Origin of the sequence: Paenibacillus sp. VTT E-133291, assembly GCF_002264395.1 — a bacterium.
Classification (GTDB): domain Bacteria; phylum Bacillota; class Bacilli; order Paenibacillales; family Paenibacillaceae; genus Paenibacillus_AQ; species Paenibacillus_AQ nitricinens.
The window spans coordinates 1-22,498 of sequence record NZ_NFVA01000099.1 but is presented as its reverse complement, the minus strand read 5'-3'; the positions used below and the strand labels follow the sequence as shown (position 1 = coordinate 22,498).

The following is a 22,498-nucleotide window of genomic DNA, read 5'->3' as shown; positions in this document are numbered from 1 at the left end:
GTTTGTTTTACTTAAAAACTATACTAGAATTTTTGCGAATTCTTAACCGCATTTGAAAGCTCTTTATACTTTGTAGATACAGTATTCATATGATCTCCAAGATCCTGAAGTGATTCTGCAAACTTATCGAATGTCGGTTTCAATTTTTCCACCTTATCTGTAAAATCCCTTGCCGCCTCATCCTCCCAAACACTATTAAGATTTTTCATTGTAGTCATAACTTTTTTAATCAATGCGTCTACTTCCGTACCGTAATTTTTAATAATTTTTGCCTGTCCAGCCAATCCATCATAACTCAATGTAACTTTACTTGTTGCCATCATTAATCTCTCCTTTTAGTAATTGTTTTTTATATAAAAATGAACTTAAAAAATACTTTTTTCAGACCAATAAGATCTTTTAAGTTCATTATTATAGCTCCGGTTTTCTTATCAGTTTTTTTTAAAAAAAACCTATCTACCCTGCCCCTGATAGTCATTACGTACCGAGAAATCTGATTCAAACAGAATGATATCCCCAGAGGAAAATGAGAACGTTTGCCCCATTTCATCTGTGCTCCCAGTCATCTGACCTTCAATCGCCCACATGTTCGCAATCGGTGCCTTGTAGCCTAAAATACGAGTGTCTGCATCTCCATTTTTAGTCGTATAGATTTGGAAATTCACCAGAATATAACCACCAGTGATGAACTCCTTCTCATGCCCATCTAATGCGCCTCCATATTGATTCGCCAGAGTGACAATGTTTGTTCCTTTTGGCAGGAGGTATGGTGCAATCGGCAAGTTATACTCCCCGTACCAATGCTGTACGCTGCGGACGGCTGTGATCGGATTAACTACATCCGGGATGTCGGTCGGGCCGACTAAAGTTCGCGATTCAAAGGGCAGGACTTCCATGTCGTAGCCGTATGCGATTTTGGTTTTTCGCTTTAGATACTGTTTGTAGAACTTAAACCAAGGCGTCTTATCTCGCTCCGCTTGAGTCATTATATAGTTGTACTCATAGCTTGCTGCCGTCGATAATTCACCACTCGATATATTCCGCAAGCCATCCGTCAAGCGGTAGGTCCGGGTGTAGCTCAGCTTGTCCTTTGGGGAGCCGACGCCGATCATCTTATTCTTCGAACCGGAAATATCATAGTACAGATCGACAGGTGTCGCTGTACCTCCGTTTTTCGGAATAAAATAGAAGCTTGGCTCGATCCGGATACCCTCGCCCGGCTGCCACAGGTTCCCGATGGTCCGGAAGTCAAACAAGAAGGAATAGCCGTTATGCGGTACCGTCCGTTGCTCCGTAGGATGAGAACCCTTGCGGATCGGCAGCTGCCACTGTGGTTGTCCGCTTAAAGCGGTCGGTATGCCATTCTCATCATTTCCGCCGGTATAATACATCGCGTTGCTATGCTCAAATGTCCCGACACCCGTTCGAAACACCTTCTCAAACCGGAAATCTCCAATGTCCCAGATCCGGAAATTGAACAGCCGACCGACCACACCCACATTGAAGCTCTCCGATGCGCAGTAATTCCATAAGTCTCCGTTCCGATTCACTTCGCAAAGATCTGAACCATCCGATGGAGCATTAATCGCCCAAGACTGCGTCTGAACCGTATAGTTTCCTTCATCAACCCAGGTTGGCATCTTAAAGGTCATGGACGGCGTCCCTACAGGAATGTAGATCCAAGTATCCTCCGGGTAATAATCGCCATTTTGAAACACACCGAAAGGAAATTGAATCCGCTTGTTTTTCGTGTATTTGGCATAATCCCGGTTGCCGTACCCAGGGATATTGAGATGCTGGCCGCTCTCTGTAAAGTGTACGGTGAATGGCCGATCCAAGATCAGCACCGCCCTAGTCATATCCGGTGTCATACGTTGATCGAATGGGCGGTTATCGTCTGGAAGAAGCGAGTAGTTGACGACCGGTGTGTGCACGGTGACGGAGTTAATCGGAGAGATCAAAAATTCCTGATCCCCGTTTCCCTCTACGTTCTCCGACAGCATCGTATAATAAATGGTACCCGTGCTGGTTGTATTATGCCGATTGAGTAAACCGCTATTGATCATCAACTGACCCTCGTAAAGCACCCCGTCTCCGATGATTTGGGGATCAGGAATCCTCCCCGGAGTTAGTCCGGTCTTGGTTGCCACGGTATCATCCATAATCGTTTCCCCGTTAAATACTAGACGGTCATTCTGCACCTCAGGATCTTTGGTCTGCATTTCCGCAAGATCTGTGAGCACGGCTGTATCATCAACATCGTTAGGACCCGGTTCGTGGTCTCCACCATCTACCACTTCTGGATTGAATTCTATCCCACCCGTATCTTGGGGAACAACATGGTCTTCTACTTCTGTACTATTGGTGAGCTCAACCGTCGGTGAACCATAATTATTAGGATATAGAGTGACTTCTCCTCCAGGCAGCGCATAGTTCTCCATCTGGGCACGATCGATTTGATAAACAGCTAACTGATCTACCTGCCAGTACGCATATTCTTTTGGAGTCAAGTCAAAGGTATAGGTCTTATCAAATTTCCCTGTTTTAGGAAGCGGAGATTGAGGAATCGATGTTCCATTTGGTCCCGGAAGATTCGGCTGCGCTTCGTCCCACTTCGTCGGATATGTAACCTTTACGCTGCAGGAATAACGAATCTCACCTGCCATATTGGCGAAGGTATGTTCAAATAAATAGTCCTTTGTCCAGGCATTGGCATATAGATTCTCTGATGTAGGGATTCCCGATGACACATCAAAATGACGTCCATTTGCCGCGTCGTCACCAAGAATCACTCCGTTCGCATTGGGTTCCATAAATGACGTTTGCGGAGCAGCGATCTTGTTAGGCGGTTGAATGGTGTATGTGCATTCGCCTGTGCCTTCCCCCGGTTCAGGCGGGTCATTGTCTTTTTTGTAGCTTGCTACCATATTGACTCCGCCTACATAAACCTTAAAATTACGCTGAATCACAGCAGGATCATTCGAAGCCTTACTTTGAATATATAATTGTTCACCTGGCCTTAGGATCGGAGAAAGCCAGGATTTGGTGATGGCATATGTCTGCCCCCCATAGGTAACTGTCTCTGGAAAAGATTTGATTACATTATAGCCAGCTTTATAATTACCTATTTCTTGAGTCTTCACCACCGTCCCGTTCGACAGCTTCAGAGTCATATTAACAGGATAGTCTTTTCCTTTAAAGGTTATAGCGACATCGAAATATTGCCTAAAATCTTCGGGGTGAGCCCAACTCTCTGCATGTTTTATTTGATATAGCGTATGGAAGGGTCCCGAAACCTGGGTGGGGTTATTTCTGGGACCCGTCACTACCCGCATAATGGCGCTAGCGTATAACGGGGTGCCTTCAGAAATATTTTGTTCCGCTTTAGCTTGTTTAATAGCCTGGAGCACTTCGGTTTCAGTCCACATGAAATTTGTAGTCACTATCCCTCCTGCAATAGTTTCTGAAGTCACATGTCCTCCACCATTATCCTGTAATTTAAAATGTTTATTAGCTGCTAATTTGGTAGGATCACATTGTACTTCACCTCCATAAGCTTCAGAGGACGCACACGTTGGCTCGGTATGAATATACCAGCCTACTGTTTGGAACCTTATACTTGAGGTGGCTTCATTGGAAGTAGTTGTATATAAAAAAAACCCATTTTCAAACTTGGCATATGGGACAGCCTCAACAAGACTAGTCAAAGGCGAAAGCAACAAAGAAATTAGTAGAATAAACAGTAGGCAATGGAGACATTTACGTCGCATCTTTCATCACTTCACTTCATGCAGGGTAGTATTTTCAAACAAACTGGAGAGTCCATCTAAATTCTTAGTTTCACCGTAAGCACCATCATAGCCAGCACCATCATAATAGTTCGAAGAAATAGCTATATCAGCATAACCTTCATACCAGACACCCTTCTTTAATTTTCCAGAGAGTCTGATATCAGCAAGTTTGAGATAAGTATCATTTAACAATTCTTTATACTCTGTATAATTATTTATTCTGAACCGGAACTTGGATCGAACGAACCAACCAAAACCGGAGTCATATACCATTGAAGGCTCTGGATCGATTGATCCCTCTATTTGAATCTTGTTCTTTTTCACCCATTCGGCATACTCTTTAATATTCTGCTCACGGTAAGAAATCGCCTGATTCTCGTACTTAAAAGATTCTTTTGCATAACTTGCCGGATCAATCGTTTTGTAATCCACGTTCAACCGTAAATCATACCCAATCTTCATACGATTGATGATCTTGGCCATATCTTCACTTGTTATCTTTTTGCTACTATACATTAGCGATCCGGTCATTGCATACTTGGGATCATAGAATGTTATGGAATTTTTCATTTCGTACATTTCATTTGGGATGTCTTCCAGAATGTATGGATAATTTTTATAGTTCTTAGGTAGGATAGTCGTACGTATCTTCCTTCCAAAATAATCAAGCTCCCCTAAATCTTTACCCGGCATGTGAATATGTACACTTTGAGTAAACTCGTCCACCTCTACTTCTGCGGATAACAGATCAGAGACAACGGTTAATGGAATCATCGTCATTCCATCTTTTTGTACAACCATGGCGCCAAGCGCTACTGGTTGCCCGTTCACTTTCGCAAAAGAAGAACCTACTATCAGCACAATTTTGTTTTCTTTTCGCTGCAGGGTTAACGTCTTGGCAGCTGCGTTCCAGTTGGATTGTGTACCAAGTTTGCCCGAAATCATGCGGAACGGAATCATCGTCGTCCCGTTCTCTGTATAGGGATGGCCGGTTGTCAGTGGATATTTCTCCCCATCCATGATGACGTTCACTGCTTTGGCAGCTGTTCCTGCCGCTCCCGCTGTAGTAATTAACAACACTAAGCTTGCGAACACACACATGACTATAGTCATGCCTCTTCTTGCCTTCTTTGATCTAATAATTGCTGATAGACTATTAAACTTAAAATCCCTCATGTTCTCACTCCTCCACAATGAAACTTTTTTTAATCCGATGATCCTATTCTCCATACCAAATCTTTAATCCCACATCTATCACCTAACCGCACAATCCTCAATAAAATACCCTTTTCGCACGGCCTCCTCTGGATCGAATAGACTTTCTATAACAGTAACCCCCGGGGGTACACAACTTTCTCCGTAAGCAATATGTCGCCCAGCTGAATTTCGGGTACCTACCAGAACCTTTCGTCGCATTACTGCCCCACGACCTAAGGAATATGCATCCAACAGTTCTCCACCAGGAAGCGGATAACCTTGAATAAAAGCCATGATCCCTACATCCTGTATGGATTGCTCCTGCAAGCCGCGGGGAAGGGTGAACTGAATCGACAAGCCCATTCGTTTCACCAGCTCCAAATGTCTGTTAATGGCTGTTGCCAAGTCTTTTTCAACGAGTGATGTGATCGTACTCTGCCGGATTTCGTGAAATAGTTCTATTGAGGTCAGAGGATTAAGATTGGTCTCAGCCGCCAGGGCTGTATAGTCCCCCTCATAGAATTCATTAGAGCTAGTATCATACACCCGCGCATTGTCATCCAAAGTGAAATAAAGCAAATTGCCGTTCTGAAGCTTGTAGTAGTAGGGACGCTCAGGCCAACTCACAGGCATAAGTTCGTCCTTCCCGCTATCACTAGCCGTGTCGTCCAGAGTAACCAACGTATAGCCGCTATATCCAAACATCACCAGTGCGGGTATATGCATTTTTAAATTGTTCATTTCAGTCTGGTTGTTCTCCAGCCCAAATTTCAAAGCTAAATTACTGTAAAAAACACTTAGCACATCCTGATCCAGTTGCAGCTGGCGTTCCCGCCCATAGTGCACTGCTGTGGTAGTAGGCTGCTGTTCCAGTCGTGACAGATAATCACCAGCATCATCCACTGCGGCTTGAAAATCATCCGAATAGCGTTTATACATGTCCTGATTAAAGACCTGAAGATCTTCTCGAGTGTCACCCATAAGAACAAGAGGAATGACCAGAATTAGAAAAATAAGCACAACACTAAGGGGCTTCACTTCGTACCATCCCCCCATACTTCAAATTGACCGGAATCATTTCACTATGAAACAAGAGCGATCGCATCCGTGAGGCAAGTGTCGTCCCTTCAGATTCCAGCCGGACATTGAACAGATCGCCTACATGCATGGTAAACCTTCTAGCTGGATCATCTGCAGCCAGTAAAGGTCCTGAATGCGGATATAAGATTTCCAAAATATCCTTGCTGAAATATCCGTCATATCGGACACTAAAGCTGTTCTGGAATGTAGAATAATCATCAGGATTCGTATATAAGGGCTGTAAATTCTTTTTGTAATACTCCATTTGCACTTTGAAAACACCATATGAAGCATCCAACGAATGAAGAAACAGCTCATAATCGGAAGTATCCACGTACCCTTTAGCACGAACGGTATCCACAAATTCCACCACAGCCGCATTGGCGGCGAGCTTAGTATTCCTTTCTACAACTTCGGATTGACGGAATGCCGGATAGACTCCGAACACAAATGCCAGCAAAATAATTATAATTACACCTTTCAGCGCGTCTGCCATGCGGCTCCTCCTTTCTAGCGGGTGGCGGAGATTTCCGTAATCATCTCATCGGTTCGCGTGACTCTTAACTGATAAGCAGCATCAGGCACTCCACGCAAATCCACTGCTGTAAGGTCCGATTCCTCATTAATTGCAATGCCATCGATATATAAAATATATTCCCCCTCCAGTGCTGGAGGGATCATACCGATGACCTGCTCACCGCTAATTTTGTTCAAATCACCTGTCCCTTTGTAAGGTGCCGATGCAACTGTCGGCAGCTCATAGTGCCTGTTTGGAACAGCACTCTCCATCTCCAGCCGCAAAAACGTAAATCCGCCTACGGCGAACAAGATCCAAGCAAAGAGGGTTAGTAGGAATTGGGTGCTATTTTTCATTTATGATCCGGGTTCTGATTAAATTCAATAATTCGAACCTCATCATTTTTGTCCTTATGTAAGGTAGCTCTAAAAATAGAAAGCGTATTGACATTACAGTTTTTACTGTTATCTTGGTCTGAGCTCTGGTCAAGCATTGCTGATACACTAAAGTTATCGGCACCACTGTTCTTGTCTCCAAGATCAAGCTCTGATGCCGGGTCTTCACCACTGGCCGCTTTCGCTGGCGCATAATAAGTTTTATATGTGTTTTTCGCATAAAAACCTGTTTTATTTACGCCAGTCTTTATCAGAATGGAAAATTGCGGACGCCCCTTATATCTCATTGCCGCATTAATCACATCCTGGCCAGATACATCCTTATTATCATAAGAATTGAACTCCGCTTGATTGATCATCTGAGTCTGGGCCAATGTCTGCTCCTGGGCACGAATAAAATAATTATTAATGACAAGATATATACTGACACCTGCGGCAATAATCAGAATTGTAACAATAATGCCAATCACCCATTTAAGTCCCGTAGAAATATTCTCCATCTATACCCACCCTTTTCGATATCGTTTTTATTTCTGTTTAAAAACAATTAAACGAACTTCCTCATTGCTGTCCTTATAAACAACCGCTTTAAAGACAGAGAGTGTATTCACCAAATAATTATCTCTGTTATATGAATCTGTATTTGTTTGATCAAGCATTGTCGAAACACTGACACCCTTTGTATATTTGTTATTCTTAGATAAATCAACTACCGGATTAGACGTATCTTTAGGTTCTTCGTAACTAGATTTATAAGTATTCTCCGCATAGAACCCAGTCGTATTTTCCCCTGTTTTAATCAAAATCGCGAACTGCGGACGTCCCTTATACCGCATTGCCGCATTAATCACATCCTGGCCGGATACATCCTTGTTATCATAGCTGTTGAACTCCGCTTGATTAATCATTTGGGTTTGGGCCAGAGTCTGTTCCTGTGCGCGGATGAAGTAGTTGTTGATAACCAGATATATACTTACGCCTGCGGCAATAATAAGAATGGTAACAATAATGCCGATAACCCATTTAAGTCCGGTCGAGATATTCTCCATGATGTTTCCTCCTCACCTTATTTGAAGCTAGTTTTATTTTTTTGCTCTTTACGCATCTACTCCGCAATGAAATAAATAGCTGCAATCCGCTCATTTTTATCTTTTATCAGCTTAGCCTTAAATCTGGCTTGCGGACTAATATAATATCTTCCTGAAGCCTCCGAGATTTTTTCTACATCTACACCTCTAGTATCAGGTCCCTCTTTGAAACTCCCACTGGAATAATCAAACGCACGGCAATAACCTTCTCCGTTTGGATTCATGCTAAATCTTCTTTCTGCCTCATTCTGACCATTCGCATATGGTTTTTCAATGTATAAGCAGAAGCCCTGCTGCGATTCGTACCTCCGATAAGCCGTAAGAATCTGGGAGCCGCTGACGATCTGATTGTCAAATGCGGAATATTGCTGCTCCGAAAGCTCCCTGGCCTGTGCCGCCGCCTGGCTATTCGCCAATTCGACAACTGGCTGTGTCTTCCCCCACAAGAACAGACCGGATGATATAATGGCCAGCGTAATCAGAATCGATATCGTTGTTTTCAAAAAGCTTGCTATATTCTCCATGCCTGTATCTCCTTCACATTTTGCCAGTTACAACAGTCAGGTCACCCAGCTGCTGGAAGGCCATATAGACGAAGGGAAGCAGTAAATATAAGGTGAACGTTGCCTGCATCGGCAAGAACCCAAACATTTTACCCAGTGTACTTTTCCTGCTGATGACCTTCTCATAGTGCTCCTTGCGCTGATCCATCGCGAATGCTCTTTCCGCATCCATATCATCAAACGCCTTCTTCACCGGGATCAGATCGGCTGCCACCTGCAAGCGGTCTGCGAGCCGTTCGAGGGGAACGAAACGTGCGTCCTCCTTCAGATTCTCAATAGCACTCCAGCCTCCAGCCTCATAATCCAGCATGCAGCGCAGCAGTTGCCGCTCAAAAATATAGCTGTAACGATGCAGCCACTCTATCATTTCGTACACGCTGATATTCGGAAATTGAGACAGCATCATGGAAAGTGTATTGAAGCCATCCACCTCATTCTGCATTTCCCACTTTCGCAGCTGAGTACGAATGATTAAGTAAGCATCCGGAAGATAAAACCCTGCCAACGCCAGCCCAAAAGCCAGCAAAAGCTCATACCATTTGTAATACTCCTCATGATATTGCTCTACCCTGTTCATTAACTGTGCAGCATAGGCATTCTGGTTCAGATTGTTCTGAAGGAAAGACTTATTCTCCGCTTTCTCCTGAATGTAGGGCAACATCTGATCCGGTGTAATATCCTTCGCTACCAGTTCTCCAATTAAAGTCTGCTCAAAAGCGTACCGTTCCTCGCTAAGCATCTTCTGAGATTCTGTCTGATTGCCGCCTGTGGTGATCTGCTTATTGGGGTACAGGATGTTATGCTTGATATTGGCATGGATCGAGAATTGAAGCGATACGATCAACGTAAAGATAACGACTGCCGCTAGTGTTTTCTGCAAAAAGAAGGCATGTTGCGACAACCCAGAGTTAGCATCCTTCAGTTTGCCGGCTACCTTGAAATGAAGAGGCTCATGTTCTGCCGGCGTGATCCGATCCACCAGTTTGAAAATCCATTTTTTCTTCAGGATCCGATTTAACCACTTACCCTCATCTTTGATAGATTGCGTGTCTTCATCCACACCCTTGAGAATCCGCAAGGCAATAAACGATATTATGAACGTGATATACAGTAAGATTAAAGAATATAACCCCCAGGCCGAATTGTAGTAATTAGATACAATAGGAAACATTCCCTCCGCCCAATTGCGGATTGGATCCAGCATGAATACCGGTGAAATGGCTACAAAAACGATACCGTATAACAAACGATCGATTCGTTCACGGCGATTAATATCCATATGAATCTCTTCTCTGATATTGCCAAGCATCGATAGATAAATCGAACGCTCCCCTTTATGGATATCCGCATCACCATATTCACCTATTTTGTAACTCACCCCAGCCAGTTGCTTCATATAACGGTTAGGTGCAATCTCATAATATTTCTGCAGTTCATCTTCCGGGTCCACCGCTGCCAGAATCCCGGCAATCTGCCGGGCATGCACGGCTACCATTGGTTTCGAACGTTCCGCAGAATTCTCCAAGCTGACTTGCACCATATGTGTCTGATGATATTCATGGCGAATATCCAGAATCATGGACGATTGGTCATATAACATCTGCTTTACTAAACGCCCAATGAAGAGATCACTAAGGACACCTCCAAGATAAACTGAGACTAGCATAATAGTCGCACGGCTTACCCAGGATGAAGTCCAGAGGAATGAACTCAACGAAATGATCAGAATACAAGCAACAATCATTAGCGTCAGCGCAGCCGCGCGACTTCTGATCATGATTTCATTGCCTGCATGAACCAAGGTCAGACGCGAGCGCATCCGGTGAAGAAGTTTCTTCACTAATGGCAGTTCATCAAGTACCGGATAAGTTTTATGGGCCTGCTCCAACCATCTTTTTTCCTTTGTTCTCGTTGGCAGGAGAGCCTTTAGTCGCCTTTGCTCTTGATATTGTGTTCCCTTCAATTTACGCTGCACTATGTTAAGCAGCACAAGCAGGACAACCAGTAGCACTCCCGAGGTTCCCAAAATAATCAACAATAGGTTTTGCAGATTCATGCGGATTGCCCCCAATACTTCTCAAGAAATGCAGCGAATTCTAGTGCATCCTCTTCATCCATATTTTTGCGCATTTCATCGATTTTACGGCTGCTGATCGGATGCTTGGTCACGTATTCTCCGGCTTCCCACATAATGACATCCTTATAGTCATAGGAACGCCGATCTGTCATCCGGCCAAAATATTCGGTCATGGTATCCATAAAAGCATCCAGCTTGTCCGTAATATTCTCAGGATCTTTGTAGTTCTGAGGATATTCAAACTGGGGATCAGCCGGGATAATCTCTGTAATCCGTTCGATATATCTTTTCCCAGCACGCAGGACCAGGTGGACGTTGAAGCCAAGTGCCTCAACAACCTGAACCTCAGCAATTTTCTCATTACTGAAGGCTCCCGATGCGATAAGACTATTGCGCAAAGCGCTGACCAAATTGGGCAGCGTTTTGCCGTGGTGTGTAAATAATGTATATTCAGAAGCTACCTGGGCTGCCTGAATCACATAACTGACCACACTATGAGTAGCCGCCTCACCAACAATATTCACAGCGCCATCCGTTTTTTTCTGCACATCCAGCCCATCCTGCCCACTAACGGAGGGGGTTTCTCTAAACGATAAAATATTTTTACCCGGATACATTTTTCTTGCCCAGATCTCGAAGGAAGTCTCCTGAATCCGGATATTCTTCGCATCAATATATTTGATCAGTGCCTTAAGCAGCGTTGTTTTCCCCGAGCCCTGTCTGCCAGTGATAGCAGTGACCTGATGGCCCAGGATGAGAAAAACAAGCATATCAATCGCAAGCTGTGCCCCTTGATCTTGAATCTGCTGATCCAATTCCACGAGCGAATCGTTAAATTTGCGGACAAAAAAAGCCCAGCTTTCAGCCATTTTGGGCCGCACAACCACGACCCGGCTGCCATCAGCCATATCGTTGATGATATAACCCTTGGATTCATTTAATTGCCCAGGGTTACCAAACCCATAGATATTTTGGCAAACCCGCTTAAGTTCCTTCTCAGAACCAAAACTTAAGAATTCCAGGTGAAGCGACTTTCCCCGATAGAACGTCCACACCGCATCATAGGATTGTGGTATGAAATGCTGCTGCTTCGTATATTCCAGAAAATCTGTAGTCTGAACGACATCAGGAGGCATGCCACTTGTTCCTCCATTGACTCCGTCGATGTTCTGATCTCGAAGCTCATCAATAACGCCGAGCCCCTTATAAATTTGATAAGCTCTCTGGACAATAATTTCAATCTTGTCCTGGATGGACAATCCCGGCTGCTCGGACTGATAGATATGGCGAATCTGCTCTTCGGTGATCTTATACCCCTTAGATCCATCAGGCAGCTTTTGCAGTGTATCCAGGCTATATTTGCTTACTATTACATTAAATGCATTCTGACCATGATCTTTTTTGAAAACATAAAGCAAGATATCGAAGCAATCCTGTGAAGTCAAGCGATTCGTATGGCCGAAGCTGATAATCTTATCTACATTTCCTTCATCCAGACCGTAGGTCTGAACTAATAGATCCTTCATATAAAGCTTCACGTATTTTTTAGCGGATAGATCGCCGTGCATGCAACTTCGGAGCGCTTTCTGCAATTCCCTTCGCCGCGCCTTCCGACGGTTGTATTCTTCCTCACTTGGGCTTCCTTCATAAAGAGACGCAGCTATAATCTCCTCAAAAGCCCTTCTCAGAAACAGCACGATTTCATTCATATCATATTTCAGTTGGACGGAAGGTGGAGCAGCATCCTTACGTCTGCCCAGCCATAAGTAGAGGAACACTCCAATAGCTATCAGGACTACAAAGATCAGAATCAGATTAATCATTCGCAACATCCAATTCCGATACTGGAGAAATCTCCAGCATCCGGAGAATAAGCTGTCCCATATGTCGTACCGCCTCAGTGAAGCTTCCGTCCTCACTAAACTCCAGAAAACGGGATTTAGCTTCTCTTGCCTTCAATAGAAACTGAACAAAACGCCGTTCATTTTGAGCATCCATATAACCAATATGATGTGGGATAACACCTACTGCTTTTTTCTTCAATTCATACAGCTTAATAATTCTCTCTTTATTGAACCTGGAGCTGCGCTCATAAGCCCCAATACAATAGAGGACTGGCTTATGACTCGGCACAGGAGCTTTGTTTTTATTCAAAAAATAGGAATCCAGACTGACCTGATTCTGATTTAGGTTAACCACAATCAAATCTGCCTGCTCCATAACCAGAGACACAACATCCGGATCATCTTCAGAGGAAAGGTCCACAAATAACAAATCATAAAACCTGCGATAATCCTTGTAGATATGCGGAAGCAAGAGCTTTGTCTCATGTTTCTCAGTACTCATAGATCCCCTAAGCAGTTCCAACCGATCCTTAAGAATGGACTCCGCATGATCTCTAATTCCTTCAGGTGTCAGCATTCCACACTGCACTAATCTCTCAATCGCATCCATTCCGCCGGTTGTCTGTGCAGACTGAAGCGTTGTTCTTGTCTGTGAGAATAAATGCTCAAGCACCCCTTGCTCCAAATGCGTATGTGTCATTAACACGCGGATATGATGATCTAGCGCTATGGTAGCCGCAACAGCTGCCATATTCGAAGTTGTTCTCCCCTGCCCTTGAGCAGGTCCCCAGAAAGCCACTAGCACAATTACCTACCCCCGTTTCCTTGCATACTGCCATAGCTTCTTGATGTCTTGCTTTGGAACATCGCAAATTTCAATCAAAAAGTCATTTACAGCTTCAGCAAAATCCTTATCTACCTTAAGATCCACCCTTCCATCATGGACCCAATCAATTCTTCGCTCCGGACTACTGATGTAACTGATTTTTGAAGTAATCACTGGATAATATTTATCCACATACTTCAGTCCAAGTCCGCATTCTTCTTCTATGATAAGCAGTACAGTAGGCATCCGTTTCTGATCCAGCAACATATCTACGTTCTCCATAGCCTGACGTTCATAGGTGGTTGCGAAGACAATAATCTCCTCCTCAAGACCCTCAGGATACCCATGATGCCAGTCATACAGAACGATATCCGGTTTGTCAGCTACGCTTGAATCAGCAATCTTTATACCAGACACTTCGCCTTCAAAATACTGATAATTCCTGCTGTTATCCGAAATAATCATGACATCGTTGTTGAAATAACTTTTCAACAGAATAGCCGCTGCCAGTATGAAATCGTGCTTCTCGCAATCCCCTGCGACAACAATGTGCAAATCGGTCACTCTCCTTCCAGCAGACTGTCATCTGTGGCTGCTTCTTTATTCGTCACACCCGTTGAACTCTGGTCTGCACTTGAATCGATCGGCGCTTGATTGGTCCGATCTATCACTCCGTTCACGGATTGGCTGTCATCAACTTTCGCAGCCTCCTCTGCTGCCGCCGCTCCCTGCACAGCCTTTCTCTGGATCACACCACTGCCGCTTGGTGCCTGTGCTCCCACACGAATTCTATCTTCATCCTCCATAACTTCGAGCCGTTTCTCCAGTTCCTTACGAAGATTGGCAGCAAGACTCCACTTGGCCTGATCTATAATGAAAGGATTATCCTTAATTACTCCAAGTACATCCAGATTAGGGACATAATTAACTACAGGTTCAGGCTGAAGCTCCGGTTCTACGTACTGTTTCATATACAGTTCTGCGTTATTTATGTATGCATCTACCAGGGCAGCTTGCAGGAGCTGTGCTTCTTCTTCATTGTCATTAAAAAATGTATATTGATTCGCTAAATCTACGTCCTTCAGCGACTTCTTTCCTACGACTATGTAATCCTCGCCATTCGGGAAAACGATCCGAATATCTACGACATCTTTTTTCGTTAACCGAAGCGGCAGTTTAATATATTCAGTCTCTTCTTTTCGTTCTGATGGCTCCAATCTCGCTTCATCACGTACCATTTCAGTAGTTACCGCTGTGCCTGACAATGCATCAATCTTCAAGTACTTGCCTACAATCGCTTTAGACTCACTGATCAGATTATCCGGTGAGGAGAATTTGGGTAGCTTCTCTTCCATTACATCCTCAGCGGTAATCACCTCTCCAGCTAGCTTTGGAGATATCAGAACATACGCTGTCTGGGATTGATCCATATAGCGCTGCAAGACTTCATCTTTATCATTCAGCTGTTCTTCGTAAGCTGCCCGCTCGTCGATCAACTTAGCGTTATAATGGCGATAAGTTGCAAACCATACCCCGGATGTGGCAACGGCAACAAGACAACCTGATAGGATCGTATATCTCAGTATTTTTTTCCGCTTACGTATTGCCACTTCAAGACCTCATTTCCATCCCTATTTGATTTTCCCTTTCGATTTTGCGGCCGCCGCTGCCGCTGCTGCCCGTTCGGTGGCTTGTCTTTCAGCTTCCTTAATTCTGGCTGCCTCTGCTCTCTCTTCCTCCACCTGTAATTTATCTGCATATTTCATCATATTTGATTCAATTTGGGCTATGGCGGCTTTAAATTCGTTCATTTTCTTTATCCATTCCTCACAATGCTGCTTAAACTCTTCTCCACCCAAATCTACCCAATAACCAGACACTCCTGTGATTGCTGCTCTCATCTTATCGCTGCACTCCTGGGCAGGGGAGAGAAGTCGATGGCAATCAAAAGCAATGCCCCTTACCATACCTGAATTCATACCCAGCCTCCTGATTGATAATTACCGGCTCTCCGGAACAAATGAAAATCCTATGCCTATTAATAACAAGGTCACAAACAAAACCGTCCCAACAATTCCCCAGAGCAGCGTTTGCTTGCGAAAGAGCTTTTTCTGAACGGTCAGCAGCTTCATTACCCATTCAACAGCCGCTTTATCCGGATACAAAGGATCTTGATGTGCAGGCATCAGAGTCGTTTGAATTTCTGCAAAATCCTTTTTCAACATTTGTAATACTTCCTGATGTCCATTTTCCAGCAGTAGCCTGCACCGCTTGCGCTCATAAGGATTAAGGGTGTTCAGCTTCTCTTTCAGCAGTTCATACTTCCACATAGCCCCGTTGCCTACCAAAATAGGAATTTGCGAGTTCCACCACAGCTCGAGTCCACTGGTGCCCTTCCGCTCCCGATGGATATCCACCCATAGAATGATATGCGTGAACTCACTGGCCAAAAGCTCCGAAATATCCCACGAATACCCTCTGCGATAGAAAGTGACTCCTTCATATTCGAACATGGTAGAAACCGAATCTTCTTTCTCACCCTTAAAAACAATCTGTTCAAGCGAACTGATTTCGGGCCTGTCATCTCCGCATACCAGGGGCTTCCAGCCCAGTTCTGCCAGACCCGCGGCCAGTAGAAACGCCGCTGCACCTACGTCTTCTTCCCCTCCGACACCACAAACTCCGATGACAAGTGGTACATTACTGCCCAGAATTCTCGCACTAACTGCTGGCGTAGATTTTTCTTCTACCGGAATAGATTGTTCCAGACTCTCCAGCGTTTCCGCTTCGGTTAATGACGGGGTCTCCTTTCTGGCCGGAGGCCCCGGTCTAGACGGAGTTGATCCTGCTGAAGAGCGAAGAGCAACGGATGGTCTCCTGTTGGCGGCATCTGCTACAGTTCTGGAACCGGCCGCCACTGGCTGTGGACGGGTAAGCGACTCCACCGGTCTCGGAGGAGCAGACGGTGCCTCTTCCACTGCCGCGTCAAAAGCTACTCTTGATGATGAGCCTTTAAACGAAGAAAAAAGGCCTTTCTTTTTACCCAGGATATGATAATAATCCCTTGTATTTTTTTTCTCTTTGATCCAATTCAGAAGATCATCGCCCTGGAATTCCGTAGTGAACTGAAGATCATGTATGTTCATATTTACCAGAGTCCGTATAAATTCAATATCCGTTTGCAGCGCCGGGTCTAACTGAACGATCAGCCGAGTATGTTTAAGATATTTGCGGATCAGTGTCATGAAACTGATAATATCCGCAGCCTTGACCGGTGTGCCCAGACCCGCGCCGCCCTCCATAATTACAATGGATGAAGGATCGACTTCCTTACTACTGAAACCACTTATAAAACTATGTAATGTAGAATGTTTACCGGAAATTACATAACCCTCATGCTCCAGCGACCTGGATAGCAGCATTATAAGTTCAGGTGAGCAGACTAAGTGTACGCTTTTCATAGGAATCCTCCTTTACGATCTCCCAGCTCAATAGGGCAAAATACGAACTATGGCTCCGTCCCCTTGTATAATCTCTGCGAGAACAGCATGCGGCCCCAACTCCATCCATTCTTCGCCCGTACGGCTGGCTTCACATTTAAATTCCCAGTGATCCGGAAGCCAGTTGGCTTGCTTAAGTAGCTCGATACATTGCCCTGTAGAAATAGAAAGAGAGACTTCCAAATCCAAATACTTCTCTCTTTCACCTTTAAATACAAAAGTAGTCAGTGCAGTTGACATAGTCTGATCCCCCAGATTTGTTAAGCTTCTTGCAGCCAATTACATAATTCATTTACTACTGTAGACAAGGATTGTGTGGTTTGACTGGCGTCTTCTTCCACCCCACGCAGCAGCCACATTTGATCTTCATGAATCAACAGGTTCAGTTCGCGAATCACCTGTACCTCCTCGGTAATGCATTGGATTTCTGCCAAGGAAGTTATGAATGCACCTGCTTGAAGAGACTTTCCCACCCACGTTTCAAAATCCACTTCTTTATTTATCGCTTTTTGTAATTTATCTTTATCGCTCAATTCCCACACTAAAGGGATTCTCTCAATGACCTGATACATCAGCTCATGTAATGCATAAATCTCCTGAAGCTTATAGGTGTTACTTTCCGGCTGATGCTCAAGTTCAAACCAAACTTCATCCTGAACAAAATAGAAGACCTTGCAAGTCTGTCGATTCGTATGCATAAGCTGGCAAAAATAAGATTTGCAGCTGGATGCAACAGCGATACCTCTATGAAGCACTTCATTCACTTTGGCGAGCCCCGCAAAATCAACCTCTAAATATCCCTTCACTTCCAGCGACCTCATCTGAGCATCCATTAAGGAGCGTAAATTACGCTCCGACTCGTCTTTGAGATCGATTTCCAGACCTGGAAAACTAGTTCCTCCTATCAATGCAGTCAAATAGATAATTTCTAAAGGATGCAATTCAAACATTTCACGAGCCGGCTTCATCGCTTTTTTCACCTGCTTATCTATAGTTCTGTAATCATTTTGAGGCGTGAAATGGTCCCCTCAGTTAGCAGTATCGCTTCAGTATTATCCAATACCTCGTTCAGCTCATGGTATTCCATACTCTCGAGTAGTGGAGCATAAGACAAATGATCATTGGGTCTTCCATCGGACAACAACGCATGTCCACTGTTAATCAGTTCACCCGCAAAATCAGTGACCAATTGCATTTGATTCAGTTCAAACGAATCGCTGCCGACCAGCAGCATTACACCAAGTCCACCGCCAAACCTCGCTACCCGCTCCAAATGATCCAGTGAATCATTCTCCATCAGATCAAAAGCGGACTTAAGATGAGGCATTACAATGACGAGAAGCGGATACTTAGACAGAATATACTCTGCCTCGTCAAACTCTTCACGGTTTTGGGCATCTGCAAAAGCTTGCCGTGCATCATTTTTCCTTAGTTGCAGCTGATCCACTAAAGATTGTGTGAGCTGTAAAAACTCTTCAGCTGTGCACATATAGCGGGTAATCGTTGAACTAGCTTTCAAGCTCGGTATACTGACAACACCACTATCAAACAGATGGAATTCCATATTTACTTCGCCTGCCGATTTATCAAGAGCTTGTACTAAGGCGTTAAATCTAAAGTCCACATGCTTTTGAGTAGTATAAGACACTACAAAATTGCTAACCTGCTTTACATTAATTTCTACCGGAAGTGTAGTATCCCAATCCAGCCCGAGCGGTACCAGATAATTCCCCTGCGCTTGTTCCTTAGGCACACGTTCCAGAAGGTCTGCCAGTGAAAGCTTGTCCGGGATCACTGAAATCCCCACAGGGTTATTCACTCCTGCCACTGCTTTCATCTCCGAACTAATCCGGCGGAGAGAGGTAGCAATCTGATCATCCGAGCTGCCATCCACAGGAAGCGCGGTATGAAATTCCAGAATCCGGTTATCTTTGAGCAGTCCGCGCCCTACGGTATTCGTTGGTTCCATCCCTTCTGTTCTGCCCAGAATACTGGAATAATCCAATCTATCAGACATTTGATATACTAGAGCCTGCTTAATATTCTGGCTGATTCGGTAAGGATAAGAGTTTACAGCATTGGCAGCGAACACGAAGTATATCCCGTAATTACCGCCTTCACGCACCAACTTGGAAAGCTCTAAGATAAAGTCATCATAGGCTTCTGAGAATCCTGTGTAATTATCGAGCAGAATAACAATATAAGGAACCTTCTCTCCAGTGGCCGCACTGTACGAGACCAAATTGCTGATTCCAAGCTGAGAAAACTTACGTTTGCGTTCATCCAATTGGGACAACAACCAACTGATCAGTTTTCCAAGCTTTTGTTCGTCCTCTGGAAAAATAATATCCCCTACATGTGGAAGCTCGTGGAATACTCCCAAGGTGCGTGTACCAAAATCCAATATATAGAAATGAACGTAATCAGGTTCATATTTCAAGGCGAGGGACATGATAATTGTCTTTAACAGCGTAGTCTTACCGCTGCTCGGCGCTCCATAAACCAGTAAATGTCCATCCTGATTAAAATTAATATCCAGATTGTATTGCTCCTGATCTGACGGATTATCAATTCGTCCAACGGTGGCAATAAGATTCTGATCTGGCTGCTTCCATGATTGCCCATCCCAGATCTGATTCTGATCCATAACATCCGCTAAAGTCATAGTCTCCGGAAGTGGAGGCAGCCATAGCTGAAAGGCCTCTCCGATCGATTGCTCAGCAGAAATGGCAGCTATATGATTAACCACAGCCTGCAGCTCACTCAGTTGCGAGGCATGATCACTGTTTTTCACCTTAGGAATCAGAGCTCTGCGTTCACCACTTAGTGAAACGATATCCATCTTTGGACTTCCATCCTGATCTGTCTCCCCTGCTTGATAAGGCGCTCCGCTCCAGGAGGATTGGAACAAAGTGAACACTTCATTATTACCAACTTGCAAATACCCACGGCCTTTTTCTTTGATCTCTGCTGCCTCCGTGCGTTTCAGCATCTCCTGACTATCCGAAGGTGTCTGCACCTTCAGACATAGCTTAAATCTGGAGTTACTCCAGATCTGGTCATCGACTACGCCAGAAGGTTTTTGTGTTGCCAATATTAAGTGAATCCCCAAGCTTCTTCCGACCCGTGCCGCACTGACTAGCTCTTTCATAAATTCCGGTTGATCTGATTTAAGTTCTGCGAACTCATCTACCACTATGATCAAATGCGGCAAGGGAAGGTTAACTTCTTTATTGCGGTAAAGAACGATGTAATTATCAATGCTGGTCACTCCGGCTTCACTGAACAGTCGCTGTCTCCGCAAAAGCTCACTTTTGATGGAGGCAAGGGCCCGATTGATCTGATTACCGCCAAGATTGGTGATTGTTCCCACCAGATGTGGAAGTCCAAGAAAAGCATTAGCCATTCCTCCACCCTTATAGTCGATCAGTACAAAAGCAATCTCATGCGGATGAAAGTTCACTGCCAGACCCAAAAGTAGAGACTGAAGCAGCTCACTTTTCCCCGATCCGGTAGTGCCGGCTACTAGACCATGTGGACCATAGCTTTTTTCGTGCATATCGAACAAAAGAAATTTCCCGCCTGCCCCGAGCCCCAGAGGAATGGACAATGTACGGTTAGCCTGGTTTTTTGACCAGCGCTCCAATACCTTTAGAGCCTCTACCTGCTCAACCTCAAAGCTCTCCAGAAAAGTTACCATTGGTGGGATATAGCTGTTATTTTGACCTTCCTTAATTCTGAGCGGAGACAAAGAACGGGCAAAAAACTCTGAATTTTTTTTATCCAGAGAATCGGCAGAAAAATAATCCGCTAAATGACTTAACAGCTGATTAGTATCTTTTCGAACCATCCCCTTACCATCCTTGATTTCCAGAATAGCCTGGGAATTCAGCGGCAGCGCAACATCAATCTTTTCCGATGTAAAAATGCTGGTCACCCCAAGTGAAGCATTGGCCGAGAGCAAATACTTCATCATATCCGTGCTGTCCCACAGTTCAGGAGCAAAAACCAGAAAAACATAATGCGGGGTCTGCATTGGCTGTAGTCCATAACCATTCGTGCTGTTTTCTTCTCTTTTTCTAAGCTCTGGAAGTAATTCATCCGCAATATTGGAGGCATCAAAGGATGTTGTAGCCAAACTTCTCTGGCTTCGATTTTTATTCCATGTATGGGGCAACCATTTCAACCATTCCCAGTGTTCCAGATCATCAGGCTGCATCACGCATATTACCCTTACATCATCGTAGCCTTGGTGTGTTGTTAAATGAACTAGAACACCATTGAGGAAATCACGAACCTCCTGCTGTTTGCCGTAAATTCCGAGCGTATTAATATTCCTTAGCGGTATGTAGACCGGAATATCTCGCACAAAATACATCTCTTCGCATATTTTACTGGCGATTTCTTCAAGTGGGTTGTCATCGTCAATCGCTTTCGCTTTCGAGCTATATATTGGCACCAGAGCAATCGGCTGGATACCAACACCAACCCTGAGATTCAAAAAGTCATCTTCAATTCCGGTTTTTTCCCACAGCTGCTTGCTTCTCACCCGTACGATTTCAACACAAGATTGAATACTTGGATGGATATATGTATAGGCTTCTCTTTGCGTACTGGCGGCACTTTGTAAATCATTACGAACCTGGAATAAGTAGTTGAGATATTTCTTTTCAAGTTTTTTGTTCTGTTCATGATGTTTTTTCACACTGGATTTATAATTCAAAATTGAAACCATGACCGTCAGAACAGTCATACCCATGGTTGATATCAGCATGGTAAACGACCTGGTCAATGTTGACATAAATATAGAGATGACTAACATCCCGATGGGAGGGACTATAATCGTCAACCATGAGAAGGTTGGTTTTCCCGATGGTCGGGCAGGATCCTCCAAAACCAATTCGCCTTCCGGGTAATTCGGTTTAATTCGAGGGGTTCTTTGTACCTGATTAGTTAGCATTTCTTGAGTACTCATCTTTTTCATCACCACTGGATAGGAATTTTGGATTAACAAGAATAAATAGTGTAAATTTTAAATAAAAAATAAATTATTTTCCAATTTAGGAGATACATACTGCATTATCGGTTCGACGACTAAATAGTTTATATTTTCCATAACATTTTTTGCTAAAATGGTTCAAAGATCCCCAATAAATTACCATTATTTTCATAAAAGTAAAATTACTAGTGTATATAGATCCAGTTCTAAGGTCACCTCATCGTGCTTTATTTTTGATATAATTTAAGACATATGGCATATTTACTTTTTTTATTTCTTTTTGTCCATCTTACTTCTCGGTACTAAAATTACGAGTTTTTTGTATCCAATATTCCATTTTAGACCCTATGTATCAGACCATTTCTACCAAACTGGAGAGAATTCATACTTCTGGAAGGAATTAACCCGTGAAAAAACCAGGAAATCCCTGCTAACTCGAACTATTTCCCGGTATCAAATCTCATATATGTTTAAGCAAATGCAAACAGACAACCTCGTATGAGGCTGCCTGTTGTATTCTTTAATCCAAATACGTGTTTACGAGCAGAATGAAATCATTTTGCATGAAGGCGATGAGCTAGACGGAATTTATTTTCAAGTGGAGGGGCGTACTAAGGTCTC

19 protein-coding genes are annotated in these 22,498 nt (G+C 44.0%); all 19 read right to left on the bottom strand.

Features of this window, described 5'->3' with window-relative positions; all coding sequences use genetic code 11:
* Window positions 1-23: 23 nt before the first annotated feature.
* The 19 genes from CA598_RS26835 to essC all read right to left on the bottom strand — a co-directional run bounded on the left by CA598_RS26835 (window position 24) and on the right by essC (window position 21,853).
* Complete coding sequence (locus CA598_RS26835) at window positions 24-323, bottom strand: WXG100 family type VII secretion target (RefSeq protein ID WP_081383097.1); 300 nt, start codon at window positions 321-323, stop codon at window positions 24-26.
* Window positions 324-452: 129 nt separating this feature from the next.
* Window positions 453-3,443, bottom strand: coding sequence for a DUF5704 domain-containing protein (locus tag CA598_RS26830; RefSeq protein WP_143812456.1), 2,991 nt, complete (start codon window positions 3,441-3,443; stop codon window positions 453-455).
* 333 nt (window positions 3,444-3,776) lie between these two features.
* Window positions 3,777-4,967, bottom strand: coding sequence for a copper amine oxidase N-terminal domain-containing protein (locus tag CA598_RS26825; protein WP_179283771.1), 1,191 nt, complete (start codon window positions 4,965-4,967; stop codon window positions 3,777-3,779).
* A 78-nt stretch (window positions 4,968-5,045) separates the two neighbouring features.
* On the bottom strand, window positions 5,046-6,026 hold the full coding sequence (locus tag CA598_RS26820; RefSeq protein ID WP_094878485.1) for a hypothetical protein: 981 nt from the start codon (window positions 6,024-6,026) through the stop codon (window positions 5,046-5,048).
* The gene (locus CA598_RS26815) at window positions 6,013-6,564 is read right to left on the bottom strand and encodes a hypothetical protein (protein WP_094870410.1); all 552 of its coding nucleotides are present in this window, start codon (window positions 6,562-6,564) and stop codon (window positions 6,013-6,015) included. Before CA598_RS26815 ends, CA598_RS26820 begins: the two co-directional genes overlap by 14 nt.
* A 14-nt stretch (window positions 6,565-6,578) precedes the next feature.
* Window positions 6,579-6,941 (bottom strand): hypothetical protein, encoded by a 363-nt coding sequence (locus CA598_RS26810; RefSeq protein WP_143812135.1) that lies wholly within the window; start codon window positions 6,939-6,941, stop codon window positions 6,579-6,581.
* The gene (locus CA598_RS26805; RefSeq protein ID WP_094870408.1) at window positions 6,938-7,480 is read right to left on the bottom strand and encodes a hypothetical protein; all 543 of its coding nucleotides are present in this window, start codon (window positions 7,478-7,480) and stop codon (window positions 6,938-6,940) included. Before CA598_RS26805 ends, CA598_RS26810 begins: the two co-directional genes overlap by 4 nt.
* 27 nt (window positions 7,481-7,507) lie before the next feature.
* Complete coding sequence (locus tag CA598_RS26800) at window positions 7,508-8,029, bottom strand: hypothetical protein (RefSeq protein ID WP_094870407.1); 522 nt, start codon at window positions 8,027-8,029, stop codon at window positions 7,508-7,510.
* 56 nt (window positions 8,030-8,085) lie between these two features.
* Complete coding sequence (locus tag CA598_RS26795; protein WP_094878484.1) at window positions 8,086-8,592, bottom strand: hypothetical protein; 507 nt, start codon at window positions 8,590-8,592, stop codon at window positions 8,086-8,088.
* Window positions 8,593-8,605: 13 nt separating this feature from the next.
* On the bottom strand, window positions 8,606-10,687 hold the full coding sequence (locus tag CA598_RS26790) for a hypothetical protein (RefSeq protein WP_094878483.1): 2,082 nt from the start codon (window positions 10,685-10,687) through the stop codon (window positions 8,606-8,608).
* Entirely contained in the window at window positions 10,684-12,531 is a 1,848-nt protein-coding gene (locus tag CA598_RS26785) for an ATPase, T2SS/T4P/T4SS family (RefSeq protein ID WP_094878482.1), read from the bottom strand. The genes CA598_RS26790 and CA598_RS26785 overlap by 4 nt, the downstream gene beginning before the upstream one ends.
* Window positions 12,524-13,357, bottom strand: a complete 834-nt coding sequence (locus tag CA598_RS26780; protein WP_094870403.1) for a hypothetical protein — start codon at window positions 13,355-13,357, stop codon at window positions 12,524-12,526. The genes CA598_RS26785 and CA598_RS26780 overlap by 8 nt, the downstream gene beginning before the upstream one ends.
* Before the next feature lie 6 nt (window positions 13,358-13,363).
* Entirely contained in the window at window positions 13,364-13,933 is a 570-nt protein-coding gene (locus tag CA598_RS26775) for a hypothetical protein (RefSeq protein ID WP_094878481.1), read from the bottom strand.
* A gap of 5 nt (window positions 13,934-13,938) precedes the next feature.
* Entirely contained in the window at window positions 13,939-14,988 is a 1,050-nt protein-coding gene (locus CA598_RS26770) for an SAF domain-containing protein (protein ID WP_076208263.1), read from the bottom strand.
* 21 nt (window positions 14,989-15,009) lie between these two features.
* Entirely contained in the window at window positions 15,010-15,357 is a 348-nt protein-coding gene (locus CA598_RS26765; protein WP_094870401.1) for a hypothetical protein, read from the bottom strand.
* Between the two features lie 21 nt (window positions 15,358-15,378).
* Window positions 15,379-16,839 (bottom strand): hypothetical protein, encoded by a 1,461-nt coding sequence (locus tag CA598_RS26760; protein ID WP_094878480.1) that lies wholly within the window; start codon window positions 16,837-16,839, stop codon window positions 15,379-15,381.
* Between the two features lie 27 nt (window positions 16,840-16,866).
* The gene (locus CA598_RS26755) at window positions 16,867-17,118 is read right to left on the bottom strand and encodes a hypothetical protein (RefSeq protein WP_094870399.1); all 252 of its coding nucleotides are present in this window, start codon (window positions 17,116-17,118) and stop codon (window positions 16,867-16,869) included.
* A 20-nt stretch (window positions 17,119-17,138) separates the two neighbouring features.
* Window positions 17,139-17,846, bottom strand: a complete 708-nt coding sequence (locus CA598_RS26750) for a hypothetical protein (protein WP_094878479.1) — start codon at window positions 17,844-17,846, stop codon at window positions 17,139-17,141.
* A 20-nt stretch (window positions 17,847-17,866) separates the two neighbouring features.
* The gene (essC, locus tag CA598_RS26745) at window positions 17,867-21,853 is read right to left on the bottom strand and encodes a type VII secretion protein EssC (RefSeq protein WP_179283770.1); all 3,987 of its coding nucleotides are present in this window, start codon (window positions 21,851-21,853) and stop codon (window positions 17,867-17,869) included.
* Between the last annotated feature and the right edge of the window lie 645 nt (window positions 21,854-22,498).